Annotated in this window: 13 protein-coding genes and 2 pseudogenes; 9 read left to right on the top strand and 6 right to left on the bottom strand. The window is 61.7% G+C overall.

The genetic code is table 11. The features are described from left to right. The first annotated feature begins 52 nt into the window (after positions 1 to 52). The 4 genes from ACZZ0K_RS07130 to ACZZ0K_RS07115 all read left to right on the top strand — a co-directional run bounded on the left by ACZZ0K_RS07130 (position 53) and on the right by ACZZ0K_RS07115 (position 4,168). On the top strand, positions 53 to 559 hold the full coding sequence (locus ACZZ0K_RS07130; RefSeq protein WP_463559027.1) for a sigma-70 family RNA polymerase sigma factor: 507 nt from the start codon (positions 53 to 55) through the stop codon (positions 557 to 559). Further along, positions 556 to 1,311, top strand: a complete 756-nt coding sequence (locus ACZZ0K_RS07125; protein ID WP_056788803.1) for an anti-sigma factor family protein — start codon at positions 556 to 558, stop codon at positions 1,309 to 1,311. Before ACZZ0K_RS07130 ends, ACZZ0K_RS07125 begins: the two co-directional genes overlap by 4 nt. A 208-nt stretch (positions 1,312 to 1,519) precedes the next feature. Further along, a complete protein-coding gene (gene zapE, locus ACZZ0K_RS07120; protein ID WP_258706931.1) occupies positions 1,520 to 2,650 on the top strand; it encodes a cell division protein ZapE in 1,131 nt (376 codons plus the stop codon). A 204-nt stretch (positions 2,651 to 2,854) separates the two neighbouring features. Beyond that, entirely contained in the window at positions 2,855 to 4,168 is a 1,314-nt protein-coding gene (locus ACZZ0K_RS07115) for a leucine-rich repeat-containing protein kinase family protein (protein WP_258706932.1), read from the top strand. Positions 4,169 to 4,270: 102 nt separating this feature from the next. Here ACZZ0K_RS07115 and ACZZ0K_RS07110 read toward each other — a convergent pair whose 3' ends face one another. Next, entirely contained in the window at positions 4,271 to 4,975 is a 705-nt protein-coding gene (locus tag ACZZ0K_RS07110; protein ID WP_252882301.1) for a YebC/PmpR family DNA-binding transcriptional regulator, read from the bottom strand. A 221-nt stretch (positions 4,976 to 5,196) separates the two neighbouring features. Here ACZZ0K_RS07110 and ACZZ0K_RS07105 point away from each other — a divergent pair, with 221 nt between their 5' ends. Next, positions 5,197 to 6,585, top strand: a complete 1,389-nt coding sequence (locus tag ACZZ0K_RS07105; RefSeq protein WP_258706933.1) for a type VI secretion system Vgr family protein — start codon at positions 5,197 to 5,199, stop codon at positions 6,583 to 6,585. 8 nt (positions 6,586 to 6,593) lie between these two features. Here ACZZ0K_RS07105 and ACZZ0K_RS07100 read toward each other — a convergent pair whose 3' ends face one another. Then, positions 6,594 to 7,985: an FAD-dependent oxidoreductase gene (locus tag ACZZ0K_RS07100; protein ID WP_258706934.1), complete on the bottom strand. Its 1,392-nt coding sequence runs from the start codon at positions 7,983 to 7,985 to the stop codon at positions 6,594 to 6,596. A 72-nt stretch (positions 7,986 to 8,057) separates the two neighbouring features. Beyond that, positions 8,058 to 9,383 carry an MFS transporter gene (locus ACZZ0K_RS07095; RefSeq protein WP_258706935.1) on the bottom strand — a complete coding sequence of 442 codons (1,326 nt, stop codon included), beginning with the start codon at positions 9,381 to 9,383 and terminating at the stop codon, positions 8,058 to 8,060. Between the two features lie 270 nt (positions 9,384 to 9,653). Between ACZZ0K_RS07095 and ACZZ0K_RS07090 the strand changes: the two genes are divergently transcribed. Beyond that, complete coding sequence (locus ACZZ0K_RS07090; protein ID WP_258706936.1) at positions 9,654 to 10,526, top strand: LysR family transcriptional regulator; 873 nt, start codon at positions 9,654 to 9,656, stop codon at positions 10,524 to 10,526. A 112-nt stretch (positions 10,527 to 10,638) separates the two neighbouring features. Here the strand turns inward: ACZZ0K_RS07090 and ACZZ0K_RS07085 are convergent. Continuing rightward, positions 10,639 to 11,481, bottom strand: a pseudogene (locus ACZZ0K_RS07085) (LysR substrate-binding domain-containing protein); the annotation flags it as partial. Positions 11,482 to 11,594: 113 nt separating this feature from the next. Here ACZZ0K_RS07085 and ACZZ0K_RS07080 point away from each other — a divergent pair. Then, complete coding sequence (locus ACZZ0K_RS07080; protein WP_258706938.1) at positions 11,595 to 12,704, top strand: 2-aminoethylphosphonate--pyruvate transaminase; 1,110 nt, start codon at positions 11,595 to 11,597, stop codon at positions 12,702 to 12,704. A gap of 128 nt (positions 12,705 to 12,832) precedes the next feature. After that, positions 12,833 to 13,660, top strand: coding sequence for a phosphonoacetaldehyde hydrolase (phnX, locus tag ACZZ0K_RS07075; protein ID WP_252884494.1), 828 nt, complete (start codon positions 12,833 to 12,835; stop codon positions 13,658 to 13,660). 86 nt (positions 13,661 to 13,746) lie between these two features. On the opposite strand, the gene ACZZ0K_RS07070 is transcribed toward phnX, so the two are convergent. After that, positions 13,747 to 14,088 (bottom strand): hypothetical protein, encoded by a 342-nt coding sequence (locus tag ACZZ0K_RS07070; protein ID WP_143498023.1) that lies wholly within the window; start codon positions 14,086 to 14,088, stop codon positions 13,747 to 13,749. On the opposite strand from ACZZ0K_RS07070, the gene ACZZ0K_RS07065 reads away from it, so the two are divergent. Continuing rightward, the gene (locus ACZZ0K_RS07065; RefSeq protein ID WP_290127737.1) at positions 14,066 to 14,590 is read left to right on the top strand and encodes a collagen-like protein; all 525 of its coding nucleotides are present in this window, start codon (positions 14,066 to 14,068) and stop codon (positions 14,588 to 14,590) included. The genes ACZZ0K_RS07070 and ACZZ0K_RS07065 overlap by 23 nt on opposite strands. A gap of 141 nt (positions 14,591 to 14,731) precedes the next feature. Here ACZZ0K_RS07065 and ACZZ0K_RS07060 read toward each other — a convergent pair. Then, positions 14,732 to 15,654: pseudogene (locus ACZZ0K_RS07060) on the bottom strand (1-aminocyclopropane-1-carboxylate deaminase/D-cysteine desulfhydrase). Positions 15,655 to 15,739: the final 85 nt, after the last annotated feature.

The following is a 15,739-nucleotide window of genomic DNA, read 5'->3' as shown; positions in this document are numbered from 1 at the left end:
CTGCGCTGACGGGCGTCTTCCTAGTCCACAGCGTAGCGACCAGCAGACATTCATGAGCGAATTCGACGAACAGTTGAGAGAAATCATTCCCAGATTGCGCCGCTTCGCCGTGTCGTTGACGCGCAACAGCAGCAGCGCTGACGATCTGGTCCAGGCCAGCCTCGAGCGGGCACTCTCGGCGTGGGGCGAAAAACGCGCTGACGGCGACGTGCGCGCCTGGCTGTTCGCGATCCTCTATCGGCAATTTCTCGATGCGCACCGTCGTTCGCGGCGCTATGCGCGGATGCTGGAATTTTTCACCGGTGTCGACGATGCCGAGCCGTCTGTGGAACGCACGGTGATTGCCCAGTCGACCCTGCAAGCCTTCGAACGCCTGCCGACCGAACAGCGCGCTTTGCTGCTGATGGTCTCGGTGGAAGGCCTGTCCTATAAAGAGGTCGCCGAGATCCTCGGCGCCCCGATCGGCACCGTGATGTCGCGCCTGTCCCGCGCCCGCCAGGCCTTGCGCCAACTCAGCGACGGCGAAATCAGCAGCCCTTCCTTGCGGATACTCAAATGATCAGCCTGCCTCCCAACGAACGTGATTTGCACGCCTACATCGACCACCAGCTCAGCGACGCCGATCGGCGCGTGCTCGAAACCTGGCTGGCCAGCCACCCTGAAGAAGCGGCGCAGGTTCGCGCCTGGCAACGCGACGCCCAGCAATTGCGCGCAGCGCTGAGTGGCGCGTTGCAGCAACCGGCCAATCCGGCGCTTGACCCGATGATGATTCGCCAGCGCCGTCGCCAGCAGTCCCGTCGGCACCTGGCCAGCGCGGCGGTGTTGCTGATTGCCGTGAGCATTGGCGGTTTCAGTGGCTGGCAGGCGCGGGAAATGACCCTGGCGCGCCCTGCGCAATTGCCGATGACTGACGCGTTGCAAGCCTATCGCCTGATCGCCCAGCAAGGCGTACTGCCCGCCGATTACAAGGTCGACAGCGACGGCGACATGCAGCGTTGGCTCGACCGCTACTTCAGCGGCGCCGGGCGCTTGCCGGACTTGAAAGCTGCCGGATTCGAGCCGGTCAGCGGGCGTTTGCTCAGCACCGATGAAGGCGCGGCGGCGATGGTGATGTATGAGGATGGCAGCGGTCACAAGGTCAGTTTCTACCTGCGTCCACCGGGGCCGAAAAACACCCTGCTGCCGCGCGGTTCGCGCAGCGATGGCGATCTGCAGGCCGATTACTGGTCAGGGCCGGGTTACAACTATGCGGTGGTCAGCCCGACCGACTCGCCGGCAGCAGAGTTGCTCAAGCAATCGCCGCCGTTCTGAAATCCGCCCCTTGTAGGAGCTGACGAGTGCAACGAGGCTGCGATCTGTTGGCGGCAACCAAGATCAAAAGATCGCAGCCTCGTTGCACTCGTCAGCTCCTACAGGGGACCGTGCACATATTTCATGGAGCCGACGCCTGAGCTCTGGTTACACTTGGGCCACCGCGCTCCCGGTGGAGCCCGCCCAATCAACCAGGAGCCTTTCCCGCGTGCCCGCCCGAACGCCGAAACGATCACGACTGAGCCAACGCTGGCCGTTGTTGCGCCGCCTGTTCGGCAAAAGCCTGCCCGTCAGCGCCGGGCACGATGCTCATGCCGCGACCATCCGCGATTATTTCCGCGACAAAGCCAAAAGCCAGGGCTACACCCTTAGCCGCAGTCAGCAGCACGTCATCGACTGCATGGCGCAGCAGGCCAGCGTACTGCTGGGCGACAGCGGCCACACACCGCCGAGTCTGTACCTGTACGGAGCCGTCGGGCGCGGCAAGAGCTGGTTGCTCGACGGTTTTTTCCAGGCGCTGCCGATCACGCGCAAACGTCGCCTGCACTTCCATCAGTTCTTTGCCCGGCTGCACGACGGCATGTTCCGTCACCGCCTGCAGGAAGACGCGCTGGAAATCACCCTGGATGAGTTGCTGGAAGATTGCCAGGTGCTGTGTTTCGACGAATTTCATGTGCACGACATCGGCGACGCGATGCTGATCACGCGTTTGTTCAAGGCCCTGTTCAAACGGCGGATCATGCTGCTGGTGACCTCCAACTATGCACCCGAGGGCCTGCTGCCCAACCCGCTGTATCACGCACGCTTCAAACCGGTGATCGAGCTGATCAACACGCGCATGCAGGTGATGGAAGTCGGCGGCGACCACGACTACCGCACACTCAACCGCCAGCATTCGCATCAAGTGTTTACCCAAGGGCATTACGTCTGGCCGGCTTCAACAGCGCAGCGCCAGGCTCTGGACCTGCCACCGGCAGACGCGCCTGCCCTTGCCCTCGAAGTTGGCAAGCGCCAGCTTCAGGCCCGTTTCTGCCAAGGCCGGCGAGTCGCCTTCACCTTCAACGACCTGTGTGAACAGCCAACGGCAGTGATGGATTATCTGCAACTGTGCCAGCGTTTCGACCAGTGGATCATCGATGACCTGCCGCCGCTCGGCGAGTGTCCGATCGCCGTGCAACAGCGCTTCATCAATTTGATCGACGTGCTCTACGATCAGGACAAGCACCTGACCCTGCTCGGCCAACTGCCGCTGGGCCAGAGCCTGGAAGGTCACGCCATCGACCTGGCGCGCACGCGCAGCCGGTTGGGGCAATTGCAGGAAATTCACGAACCCAACTGACACCCTACCCTGTGGGAGCGAGCCTGCTCGCGAAAGCGGTATGTCAGTCAGGGTTCATTTAACTGATACACCGCTTTCGCGAGCAGGCTCGCTCCCACAAGGTCCCGGGACAACTCAAAATCCGTTCAGCATCCGCTTTACCGCTATCATGTCGCCCATTCCAGCGCCCCCGCGTCGCTCCACCGATCAATAGCGAAACCAGACATGCACACCCTTGCTCAACTGCGCGCCGGCGAGCTGTCAGGCATTACCCGCCTCGACCTGTCCTGCGGGCTGACCGAATTCCCCCGCGAAATATTCCAACTGGCCGACACGCTGGAAGTGCTCAACCTCAGCGGCAACGCGCTGAGCAGCCTGCCCGATGACCTGCATCGCCTGACACGCCTGCGCGTGCTGTTCTGCTCCGACAACCAGTTCAGCGAACTGCCGGCGTGCCTCGGCCAATGCACCGCGCTGACGATGGTCGGCTTCAAGGCCAACCGCATCGTCAATGTCCCTGGTGAAGCTCTGCCGCCGCAGCTGCGCTGGCTGATCCTCACCGATAACCGCATCGCAAGCCTGCCCAGCGAACTCGGTGAACGGCCCGCCCTGCAGAAGCTCATGCTCGCCGGCAATCGCCTGCGCTCGCTGCCAGACTCCCTGCGTCACTGCCATCGGCTGGAATTGCTGCGCATCGCTGCCAACCAACTCAGCGAACTGCCGCAATGGCTGCTGACCTTGCCGAGCCTGACCTGGCTGGCCTACGCCGGCAATCCGCTGGAAACCGAAGCCGATGCCGCTGCCCTTGAGGCCACGCCGCTGATCGACTGGTCGACGCTGCGCATGGAACAGCAACTGGGCGAAGGCGCTTCCGGGGTGATTTCCCGGGCGGTCTGGCAGTGCGACGATGGCACGGCGCAGGCGGTTGCGGTGAAGCTGTACAAAGGCGAGATGACCAGCGACGGCTCGCCATTGCACGAGATGAACGCCTGCATCACTGCCGGTTTGCACCCCAACCTGATCCGCGTCGAGGGCCGCATTAGCGGCCACCCCGATCAGCAGCAGGGGCTGGTGATGCAGTTGGTAGATCCGAGCTTCGGCAATCTCGCCGGCTTGCCGAGCCTGGCCTCGTGCTCGCGGGATGTTTATGCCGAGGACTGCCGGTTCACGGCGGAGGTTGCCCTGCGCGTCGCCCAAGGCATCGCCTCAGCGGCCGAGCACCTGCACCACCAAGGCATTACCCACGGCGATCTGTATGGCCACAACATTCTGTTGAACGATCAGGGCGATTGTCTGCTGGGGGATTTCGGCGCGGCGTCGTTTCATGCCACCCGCGATGATGTGCAGACGCGCGCATTGCAGCGCCTGGAAGTCCGTGCGTTCGGTGTGTTGTTGGGGGAGTTGCTGGAGCGTGTCGACTCAGGATTGAGTACGGAGCGGCGCGCGCACCTGGAGGCGCTGGAACGACGTTGCTGTCAGGCGGATGTGCTGGGGCGGCCGGGGTTCAGTGAAGTCATCGAGATGCTGGAGAATCTGTGACCGCTGCGCGGTCATTCGCGAGCAGGCTCGCTCCCACATTGGAATGCATTGCAAATGTGGGAGCTAGCCTGCTCGCGAAGAGGTCATTACTGGCGCGACGGATCAGCCAGCCAGACCAACAAACATGTCCTGCACGTCATCATGGTTGTCGAGGCCTTCGAGGAACGCCTCGACTTCAGCCATCTGCTCGTCGCTCAAGCCGCTGACCGGGTTCTTCGGCTGGTAGCCGAGCTTGGCTGAGAGCACGGTGAAGCCTTGTTCCGGCAGGGCTTTCTGCACAGCGTCGAGGTCGGTCGGGTCGGTGAGGAACAGCGTCGCGCCCTCTTCGCCCGGCTCGAAATCCTGGGCACCGGCTTCGATCGCAGCCATTTCCGGATCGGCTTCCGGGCTGTCCGGCGCGGCTTCGATCATGCCGACGTGGTTGAACATCCACGCCACCGAACCCGAAGCGCCCAACTGGCCCTTGCGGAACGCCACACGAATTTCCGCGACGGTGCGGTTGATGTTGTCGGTGACGCATTCGACGATCAGCGGCACCTGATGCGGCGCGAAGCCTTCGTAGGTCACGCGATGGTATTGCACGGTTTCACCCAGCAGACCGGCGCCTTTCTTGATCGCGCGATCGAGGGTTTCTTTTGGCATCGAGGCTTTTTTCGCCTGTTCGACCACCAGACGCAGGTGTGCGTTGGTGGCGGTATCGGCACCGTTGCGCGCAGCAATGGTGATTTCCTTCACCAGTTTGCCGAAGATCTTCCCTTTGGCGTTGGCTGCCGCTTCTTTGTGTTTAACCTTCCACTGTGCGCCCATTACTCACTCTCTTGATCTGTGGCGCCGAGACATCTATTGGCCGACGCGTGGCGGCAAGTTTATACGGCCTAAAGTCGGCAATCGACCAAAAAAACAGCCGACGGAATCGACATCTTCACCAAAGCATGTAGGGGGATTCTGAAAAGCGCCTTTGACATGACCATTCAGCCCGACGGTTTCGTACCCTTGAAACCCCGTATCGCCTGACAGGGCCTGCTCGAATGCTCAATGACAAGGAAAGTCCCTTCACCCTTACGCTGACCGACAGCGGATTGCGCCTGCCGGTGGTGCGTTTTCGCGGCGAGGAAGCGCTGAACCAGCCTTACCGTTTCGACATTGAACTGCTCGGACTGGCCCCGGCCATCGTCCCGGGATCCTTCCTGCACAGGCCAGCCTTTTTGCGGCTCAGTGAGCAGCACGGATTCCACGGCGTCATTTCCAGCGCCAGCTGCGAACATCGCGGGACGCATCGGGTCGGCTATCGACTGATTCTGGTGCCGCATCTGCAACAACTGGCGCAAACGCATAAGCGCCGCGTGTTTACTCACCTGAGTGTGCCGCAGATCATTCAACAACTGCTCGAAGAACATGCCCTGCCAGCGCACAGCTATCGCATTGAAATGAGCGTCGGTCACTACCCGGCAAGGGCGTTTTGCATTCAGTACGAAGAAAGCGATCTGGCGCTGCTGCAGCGGCTATGCGAAGAAGAAGGCATCCACTATCACTTCGAACACGGGCCGGACGGACACGTCGTGGTGTTCGCTGACGACAGCCTGAGCCTGCCGCAGGAACCGGTCGAAATCCCTTTCAGTGCTGATGAGCAACCACCGTCGCCCTGCGTCAGCGCGCTCTATCAACAGCATCGCGCGGCGCCTGTACCGATGCTGCATGCGGTGCGCAATCGCGGTCAGCCAACCGGCAATGCCGAAGCCGCCAACGAGGTCTCGACCGAGTTGCCGATGCCCGCGCGATCGCCGGAACGTCTGCACGCCGAACAACGCAGCCGACGTCATCTGCAACGCCAACGCTGCCAGTTGCGCTCCATTCACGGGCGCAGTGATTGCAGCGATTTGCTCAGTGGACGACTGCTGCTTGTGGCCGACCACCCGATTCATCATTTCAACGAACAATGGCTGATCAGCGCGGTGCGCCACCACGGGCAGCACCCTTCGATCCTTGATCCGGCGCCAAGCGTTCAGCGTTATCACAACGACTTCACTGCGCAGCCCTGGTCGACCGATTTCCGTCCGCCACTCAAACAAGCTCGCCCGAATATTGCCGGTTATCACTTGGCAAAAGTGGCGGGTGCGCCTGGGCAACCTGCGCAAGTGGACGAAAACGGCTGCCTCGCTGTAAGCCTGTGGCCGGCTGAAGATAAATCCGCCAGCGACGCCCTGTGGCTGCCGATCGCCATGAGTCGGCTCAGCGGCCCCGTCGCCATCGATCAATTACCGTGTGCCGGCAGTGAAGTGTGGGTGAGTTTCCTCGACAGCGATCCGGACCGACCGATCCTGTGCCTCAGCCACGCACGCCAGCCGCCGGAGCGCGAATCAGAGCCCGTGCGCGACAGCCTGTTGCTCGACTGGCTGAGCCACCGCGCCGAGCATTGATCGGCGCCTCAGCCTTTGTCCGCCTTGCCCGCCGCCGCCGCGAACCTGGCCAGGCGCACGTCCAGATGCCGAGGCCGGTGCCCGTGATCTTCGGCGCGCTCCTTGCGGCGGATGGCGTTGCGCACCATCAACGAGCCGAGGTAGCGGATGGGTTCCGGCGGGAAATAACCCAGCGGCCCGTTGACCAGCGGCGAGCGGGTCCACGGGTTATCCAGGCCTTGCACCAGCGCGGCGAGAATCTGCCCGCCCATGTGACACGGGCCGACGCCGCTGCCGGAATAACCGAAGCCGTAAAACACATTGCCCGCCCCGCTCATCTGGCCGAAAAACGGTAAACCGGTCACCGAACGATCCGACGGGCCGTTCCACGTCGCGTCGATTTTGCCCTCGGCGAACGCCGGGAAAAAATCCGCGAGACTGCGCTTGAGCAAGCCGGCATAAGGTGACGGCTGATCGAACACCGGCAGCATCCGCCCGCCATAGGCGAAGGTGTTGCCGCCCTTGCCGAGCATGATCCGGCCGTCCGGGGTGTTGTGGTAGTAATGCACGAAAATCCGCGAATCGAGGACGCTGACGCCGCTGGTCAAACCGATTTGCTGCAACAGGTCCGGGCGCGGTTCGGTGATCAGCATGTCACTGGAAACGATCGCCACACTGCGCTCGAACTGAGGAAACGCGCGGGCCATCCACGCATTCATCGCCAGCACCACCCGGTCGGCGATGACCTTGCCGCCGGGCGTGTGGATGCGTGCCGGGCGGCCCTCTTCCAGCCCGGTCATCGCCGTGCCTTCATGGATCTTCACGCCCGATTGCAGCGCCACCCGGCGCAGGCCGCGCACCAGTTTGCCCGGTTGCACGCTGGCAGCCGCCGGGGAAAACCAGCCCTCCAGGTGTTTTGCTGAACCAGCCATGCGCTGCACATCGGCGAGCGGTCGCTGGCTGAACGAGTTGATGCCGTTACGCTCCAGCGCCGCGATCACCGCGTCAGTTGCGCCGACCTGGGCGCGATTGGTCGCGGTATACAGCGTGCCGTCGAGGCGGTAGTCGGCATCGACGCCGTACTGCTCGCAGAACTCGCCGATCGCATGGATGCTGCGCTCGGATTCCTTGACCAGACGCACCGCCTCGTCGACGCCGAACAAGCGTTCCAGGGTGAAATATTTCGCCGACCACGACAGCGCACAGCCGCCATTGCGGCCACTGGCGCCAGCGCCGCAGATGTCCGCCTCGATCAGCAGCACCTCCAGCTCGGGGTTTTGCTGCTTGAGCATGATCGCCGTCCACAATCCGGTGTAGCCGCCGCCAACGATGCACACATCGGTGCGCACCTCGCCTTGCAGCGGTGGACACTGCTCGGATGGGTCGGCCTGCAAGGCTTGCTCGAGCCAGAACGGTCGCATGGGAAATCTCCAGTCAGAAAGCCACGACGCAGCCTGCCGCGCACCGCGCAGCAGGCCACGGGGCGAAGGGTTTCAGGAACGCAGCGGTTTGACGCTCAGCGGGCAGTTGGGGATCGCCGCGCGCGACTCCATCACGCCGACCGGCCGACTGTTCCAGTGCGGAATCAGCACCAGCGCCGAGAACAGCGCGCATCCGGCGAAGACGATGAACACCGTCACCGAGTCGAAGTAGCCCGGTAGCAAACCGCCGAGCACCGCGCCTACGGAGCCGCAGCCGTTGACGAAACCGGCGGCGGTGGCACCGGCCTTGGCCTTGCCGAAATCGATGGCGGCCGCACCGCTGATCATCGAGTCCGGGCCGTACAACGTCAGGCCCATGACGAACAGCAACGCGACGACCAACAACACGCTGCCGGTGTTCAGCGCAGCCATGAACAGCGCCAGCGTTACGGTCAGCGCCAACAGACTCAGCACGCAGGCCGGCATGCGTCGGGCGCCGAAGAGTTTGTCCGAGGCCAGGCCGATCATGATCGGCCCGAGCAATCCGGCCAGTTCAAACGCGGTGGGAATGATCGCCGCGCCGACCTTGCCGACACTGGGCATCTGCTCGAAAACAATCACCGGGCCCCACAACAGAATCGCGTAGCGCGCCGGTTTCAGCAGGAAATACGCCAGGCCCAGCACCAGCACCGTGCGGTTGCGCAGGATTTCCTTTAACGGCTCCCACACGCTGAGTTTGCTGTTGGCTTCGGTTTCCTCGGCGGTCAGTTCCGGCTCGGGCTCCACCGCCGGCAAGCCGACGTCTTCCGGTTTGTTGCGCTGGAAGATAAAGAACAGCACGGCCACCACCGCGACCACCGCCGCGCTGGAAATGAATGCCGCGTGCCAGGTGCCGACCAGCGTGTAGGCCCACCAGCCGGCGAACGGCGAGGCGACCAGACCACCAAACGCGTAACAGGAACTCCACAAGCCGAGCACGCGCCCGCGCTGCTCTGACGGGAAGAAGCTGCCAAGGTTTTTACACAGCCCCGACCAGCCAGTGGACTGCGCCAGACCTTGAATCAACATGCACGTGGCGAAGATCGGCAATGTAGCGAAACTGCCCATCACCAGCGCCGCAGCGGCGGATATCAGCAAACCGCCAAGCACTACGACTCGCGGGCCAAAGCGATCGGCGAGCATGCCCCAGGTGAACTGTCCGAGGGCATACGCCGCCAGATAGATCGCGTCGAGGTTGGCCATGGCCATTTTGTCGAGGGTGAAATCGGGGTCTTCGGCGATGCCCAGTTTGGCCACCGAAAACGCTTTGCGGGTGAAGTAGAACGCGGCGTACGCGAGCCAGGTAATAGCGAAGATCTGCACGCGCCAACGCGCCAGGGTGCCGATGTGCTTGTTCATGGTGGTTCTGACCTCAGGGTGTGAGTGTGCCGGCAGAATCGTTAAGAAAAACGCCTGTGTTTTTTATTGTTGAGCACTGCGATACCGCCCCTTCCCTTCGGCGATAACGGTCAGATGAGTCTGCTGTTGCACGCACAGGCTCATGGGCCGGCGCCGCTGCTCGACCGAGCAGTCAGCGATGGCGTGAGCCGATCAAAGCAATTACTGTTTAATAAATAAAATCGATTTATCGTATTTCACAAATAAGCCGAGCTTGTTACTGGAGCCACCATGTCTGTCTCTCACGCCCAACTCAAAGCGTTCCACGCGGTGGCCGTCCATGGCAGCTTCACCCGCGCCGCCGAGCGGCTTTATCTGACGCAACCGGCGATTTCCGACCAGGTGCGCAAACTCGAAGAACGCTTCGGCGTGCTGCTGTTTCACCGCAATAAACGTTCCGTACGCCTGACCGACCTGGGCGAGCGTCTGCTGGCGATCACCCAGCGCCTGTTCGTGATCGAAGCCGAAGCGCAGGAATTGCTGCAGGAATCCCAGGCCCTGCAGACCGGCAGCCTGATTCTCGCGGTGGACGCGCCGATCCACGTGTTGCCGCAGATCGCGCGGTTCTGCGAGCGCTACCCGGGCATCAGCGTGAAAATCGAGACCGGCAATACCGATGAATCGCTGTTTCGCCTGTTCAACTATCAGGCCGATCTGGCGCTGCTCGGCCGCGACGTAACCGATGAACGCTTGCTGTGTGTGCCGTTGCGCAACGATCCGATGGTGGCGTTCGTTTCGCGCAATCATCCGTGGGCCGAACGCGAATCGATCTGTCTGGCCGATCTGGATGACACGCCACTGGTGCTGCGTGAGACCGGTTCGGTGACACGGCAGACCCTGGAGGAGGAAATGGCCCGCGCAGGTTTGCGCATCCGCCCGGCGATTCAGGTTGAAGGTCGGGAAGCGGCGCGCGAAGCAGTGGTGGTGGGGATCGGGGTTGGTGTGGTTTCAGCGGCGGAGTTCGGCGCCGACTCACGGGTCTGCGCGTTGCCGATCACCGATTGCACGAGGCGCCTGACCGAAACCCTGGTGTGCTTGCGCGAGCAGAGTTCGCGGCGGGTGGTGGCGACGTTTCTCGATATGGTTCGCGAGAGTCTTGCGTAAACAGTATCGGCCCCTTCGCGAGCAGGCTCGCTCCCACATGGGACCGCGCTCTGCAATGTGGGAGCGAGCCTGCTCGCGAAAAGTCGCCACGGTTTTCAGGCTGGCGCCAGATCAAAAAAGCCTGAATCAAGCGCAACTCGCGCCGGCGCTCCATGCAGCCAATCATGTGCCGGTTCACCAGCCCTTCCCCGGCAATCGGGATCGCCACCACGCGCGGATCATGACTGACCTCCACCGATGACACCACACCGACCCCCAACTCGGCCGCGACCGCTTCGGTCACCGCCTCGCGACTGTCCAGCTCCAGCAACACCCGCGGCTGAATCGACGCCTGCGCACACGCCTGGTCAAACGTGCGGCGGGTGATCGAAGTCGGCTCGCGCAGGACCATGATCACTTGATCCAGCTCCTTGAGTTTCACTTCGCCTGAGCGATTCGCCCAGCGATGCCCCGCCGGCACCAGCGCGCAGATCCGCGATTTGCTCAGCGCTTGCAGATGCAGGCCCTTGCGCGGCTCGACCTCGGTAAGCACCGCGACATCGGCGTGTTCCGACAACAGCGCCGCCAGGGTTTCCTGCGCATTGCCCAGACGCAGGTTGACGGTGATGCCCGGATAGCGTGCGCGCAAACTCGCCAGCATCGGCATGACCATGTGCGGCCCATCCGCCGCCACCTCCAGACGCCCGGTCAACAATTGCCGATTGGCCTCGAGCAGCGTCTGCGCTTCTTCCGCCAGGCCGAACATGGCGCGGGTGATCGCTGCCAGTTTGGTGCCCTCCTCGGTCAGTTCCACCCGTCGCGCGGTACGCCGCAGCAAAGTGATCTGGTAATGCTCTTCCAGTGCCTTGATGTGTCCGGTGACCGCTGGCTGGCTGATGAACAACCGCGCAGCCGCGCGGGTGAAGCTGCCTTCGCGGGCCACGGCATCGAAGGCGCGCAGCTGAAACAGATTCATGGATAACCCTCACTGATGACTGGCATAACAACAAACAATTTGATTGATGCAACGGCGAATTGCAACGTAGGCCCCGTAGCTTCATCCCACAGCGTTTTCGCGAGGACAAACGAATGAGTACCGCCGCACCGATTCTGCTCACTCCCGGCCCCTTGACCACTTCGGCCCGCACCCGTCAGGCCATGATGGTCGATTGGGGTTCGTGGGATGACCGCTTCAACCAGCTGACCGCCAGCCTGTGCGAGCAATTGCTGGCCATCCTCAACGGCGCCGCCAGCCACCATTGCGTACCGTTACAGGGCAGCGGCACGTTCGCTGTCGAAGCGGCGATCGGCACGTTGGTACCGCGTGATGGCAAAATCCTCGTGCTGATCAACGGCGCTTACGGCAAACGGCTGGCGAAGATCTGCGAAGTGCTTGGGCGCTCGTTCAGCACCTTCGAAACCGCCGAAGACGAGCCGACCACCGCCGCCGACGTCGACCGCTTGCTGCGCGCCGACGCTGACATCACCCACGTGGCGCTGATCCACTGCGAAACCAGCACCGGCATTCTCAATCCGCTGGCAGAGATAGCCGAGGTCGTCGCGCAACACGGCAAACGTCTGATCATCGACGCCATGAGCTCATTCGGCGCATTGCCCGTGGATGCGCAACAAGTGCCATTCGACGCGCTGATTGCCGCTTCCGGCAAATGCCTGGAAGGCGTACCGGGGATGGGTTTTGTCTTCGCCCGCAAGGAATCGCTGGCCGCATCTGCCGGTAACTCGCACTCGCTGGCGATGGACCTGTACGACCAGCACGCCTACATGATGAAAACCGGGCAATGGCGCTTCACCCCGCCCACCCATGTGGTCGCGGCGCTGCACGAAGCGTTGCTGCAATACCGCGAAGAAGGCGGTCTGCCGGCGCGGCATGCGCGTTATGCCGCCAACTGTCAGGCGCTGATGGAAGAGATGAACGAGCTCGGCTTGCGCAGCTTCCTGCCGGCGGCGATTCAGGCGCCGATCATCGCCACTTTCCATGCGCCGCAGGATCCGCGCTACCAGTTCAAGGACTTCTATGAGCGGGTCAAGGCCAAGGGTTACATCCTCTACCCCGGCAAGCTGACCCAGGTCGAAACTTTCCGCGTCGGCTGCATCGGCCACGTCACCCCGGACGAAATGCGCCAGGCCGTGGCAGCAGTGGGTGAAGTGCTGCGCGAGATGGAAGTGCTCGATATCTGAGCCTCACCAAAAATCCCCTGCTCGCGAAAGCGTCGTCCCAGGCGACACATACGCTGATGTCAGACCGCTTTCGCGAGCAGGCTCGCTCCCACATTTTGATCTCATTTTCAAATCAGGAATTGATTGCCATGAACTACACCAATCCAAGCAAGCTGCAAGCCGCGATCCTCGACTGGGCCGGTACCGTGGTCGATTTCGGCTCGTTCGCGCCGACGCAGATCTTCGTCGAAGCCTTCGCCGAGTTCGATGTGCAGGTGTCGATCGAAGAGGCCCGTGGGCCGATGGGCATGGGCAAGTGGGATCACATCCGCACCCTCTGTGATCAGCCGCAAGTGGCCGAGCGTTATCGCAAGGTATTCGGTCGCACGCCGACCGACGATGACGTCACCGCTATCTACAACCGCTTCATGCCGTTGCAGATCGAGAAAATCGCCGAGCACTCGGCACTGATTCCCGGCGCGCTGGACGCCATCGCCCAACTGCGCCAGCAAGGGATCAAGATCGGTTCCTGCTCCGGCTACCCGAAAGCGGTGATGGACAAAGTCGTCGAACTCGCCGCCAGCAACGGCTACGTCGCCGACCACGTGGTCGCCACCGACGAAGTGCCAAACGGTCGTCCATGGCCGGCGCAAGCGTTGGCCAACGTGATCGCTCTGGGCATCGACGATGTTGCAGCGTGCGTGAAGATCGACGACACCGTGCCGGGCATTCTCGAAGGCCGCCGGGCCGGCATGTGGACGGTTGCGCTGATTTGCTCGGGCAACGCGCTGGGTCTGGATTATGAGGGTTTCCGCGCGCTGGGCAGCGATGAACTGGCCAGCGAGCGCCAGCGCATCCACGCGCTGTTCGCAAGTTCGCGGCCGCATTACATGATCGACACCATCAGCGATCTGCCGGAAGTGATCGCCGACATCAACAAGCGTCTGGCCAACGGTGAGATGCCGCAAAACGCCTGAGGCCGATAACCGGAACACCGCTGATCCATGACAATCAGCGGTGTTTTTTTGCACTGTCTTAAATAAATATATTGCCCGGTTATTACTTACTCTGAAACAAGGTTGCCCTCTGCGTCGTACGCACTACCATCGGGATGTTTAACGCTTCCGTCAGGCAATTGTTCAGTACCATCTTCCCAGACAATACGGCCATCCGGATATTCAACGGTATTATCAGACCATACGATTCGCCCGTCCGGATACTCTACCCGGCCGTCGTCATATTGAATGATGCCGTCGGGACGCTTGATCGAAGTCTTATCAACGTCAACCACGCTACCGTCAGGCAGTGTGGTCGAACCATCGACATTGACGGTCGCACCGAGTGTTTGAATCAGCGTAATCAAGGCCACCGGATCGATGTTGATGTTAAGAGTCGGCCATGGCATTGGCGGACGCTTGGTATCGACCGGCGCTACTGGTGCGGTCGGCGCCACTGGTTTGGTTGGCGCTACCGGTTTGGTTGGCGCCACTGGTTTGGTCGGTGCTACTGGCTTGGTTGGCGCCACTGGCTTGGTCGGCGCTACCGGTTTGGTTGGTGCCACTGGCTTGGTCGGCGCTACCGGTTTGGTTGGTGCTACTGGCTTGGTTGGCGCTACCGGCTTGGTCGGCGCTACCGGCTTGGTCGGCGCTACCGGTTTGGTTGGTGCTACTGGCTTGGTTGGTGCCACTGGTTTTGTCGGCGCCACTGGTTTGGTCGGTGCTACGGGTTTGGTTGGCGCCACTGGCTTTGGTGTAGTGGTAGTGGGGCGAGGCTTGGAGATCGGACTTTTCATATTCACACTCAAATTTACAAATATAATTATGATCTTTAATAACAAACTAAAGAGCCGAACCAACAATAATCACGCACAACAAACTATTCAAATCAAAAGAACCTACAAGATATAAGCAACATAGAGTTACGCCCACAGATCAACGCACACCAACAACTTTAAATAAGCAGAAATAATAAACCGTACAAACAAGACTTTTGTGTGTTGCAAATATCATTACGCCGAAACGCTGGCATGTACTGATCGCGTCCATCGGCTATGTCTTTGCAAATCCGCGTCGCCCCTGCAAGCCCCCCGTGTGGATAAAGATCAGACGCGTGCCGATGGCAAATTCGCCTGCTTCGACATGCTGCTTGAGCGCCAGCAAGGCCTTGCCGGTGTACAGCGGTTCCAAAGGGATGCCGCTGGTTTGCTCGGTCTGATCGATGAAGGTCAGCAACGCCTCGTCAACTTTGGCGAAACCACCACGGCTGGCGTCGATCAGTTGATAGCCCGCCGCATGCTCGGTGGCGGGCGCGAGGATCGACTCGATGTTCGGCGCTACGCCGTGATCATCCGGTACCGCCAGAGCACCGTACACCGCGCGCTTGCCTTTCTCGGCGAGCGCCAGCCCGGCCAGTGTCGTGCCGGTGCCGCAGGCCAGCCACCAGGCGTCGAAATCATCCCAGCCCAGCTTGGCCAATTGCTCTTCGGCTTGCTGCCTGATCGCTGCGCAACCCAGTGCGCCGGCCAGTCCACCACCGCCCTCGGGCACTGCACGCAGCGTCGGATATTGCGCTTGCCATGGCGTCCAGAATCCCGCTTCGTGCCGCGCGCGATAGCCGGCGTAACCCAGCCAATGCAACTGCATGTCAAACGCTTGCAGATCCCGCACTGTCGGCGTGTCCTGCGGGTGCCCGCGCAGCAGTCCCACGGTTTTGAAACCCAGCCGCTTGCCCGCCGCCGCCAGCGCATGCAGGTGATTGGAATGCGCACCGCCGAGGCTGATGATGCCCTCGGCACCGGCACGCTCGGCGGCTTTGAGGTGTTCGACGAGTTTGAACCACTTGTTGCCGCTGATCAGCGGGTCGATGCGGTCCAGGCGCAGGATCGCGACCTCGATGCCGGCAACTGCAAGCCAGTCCAGATAGAGCGGTTCGAGAGGGGCCGGGGGTAGCCAGTTGGGGGAGGCAAAAGCATGGGCACTGCACAATCTGGAAAAGACCACATACTAGTAGGAGCTGCCGCAGGCTGCGATCTTTTGATCTTGCTTTTGAAATCAGGA

The organism is Pseudomonas sp. AC255, assembly GCF_979258175.1.
This window is presented reverse-complemented; position numbering and strand designations above follow the sequence as displayed.

Coding starts and splice junctions, on each gene's coding strand:
- ACZZ0K_RS07105 (WP_258706933.1), top strand. CDS start 5,197: ATGCTCAATGACAAGGAAAGTCCCTTCACCCTTACGCTGACCGACAGC.
- phnX (WP_252884494.1), top strand. CDS start 12,833: ATGAACTACACCAATCCAAGCAAGCTGCAAGCCGCGATCCTCGACTGG.
- ACZZ0K_RS07095 (WP_258706935.1), bottom strand. CDS start 9,383: ATGAACAAGCACATCGGCACCCTGGCGCGTTGGCGCGTGCAGATCTTC.
- ACZZ0K_RS07070 (WP_143498023.1), bottom strand. CDS start 14,088: ATGCCATGGCCGACTCTTAACATCAACATCGATCCGGTGGCCTTGATT.
- ACZZ0K_RS07065 (WP_290127737.1), top strand. CDS start 14,066: ATGTTAAGAGTCGGCCATGGCATTGGCGGACGCTTGGTATCGACCGGC.
- ACZZ0K_RS07110 (WP_252882301.1), bottom strand. CDS start 4,975: ATGGGCGCACAGTGGAAGGTTAAACACAAAGAAGCGGCAGCCAACGCC.
- ACZZ0K_RS07100 (WP_258706934.1), bottom strand. CDS start 7,985: ATGCGACCGTTCTGGCTCGAGCAAGCCTTGCAGGCCGACCCATCCGAG.
- ACZZ0K_RS07090 (WP_258706936.1), top strand. CDS start 9,654: ATGTCTGTCTCTCACGCCCAACTCAAAGCGTTCCACGCGGTGGCCGTC.
- ACZZ0K_RS07080 (WP_258706938.1), top strand. CDS start 11,595: ATGAGTACCGCCGCACCGATTCTGCTCACTCCCGGCCCCTTGACCACT.
- ACZZ0K_RS07125 (WP_056788803.1), top strand. CDS start 556: ATGATCAGCCTGCCTCCCAACGAACGTGATTTGCACGCCTACATCGAC.
- ACZZ0K_RS07130 (WP_463559027.1), top strand. CDS start 53: ATGAGCGAATTCGACGAACAGTTGAGAGAAATCATTCCCAGATTGCGC.
- ACZZ0K_RS07115 (WP_258706932.1), top strand. CDS start 2,855: ATGCACACCCTTGCTCAACTGCGCGCCGGCGAGCTGTCAGGCATTACC.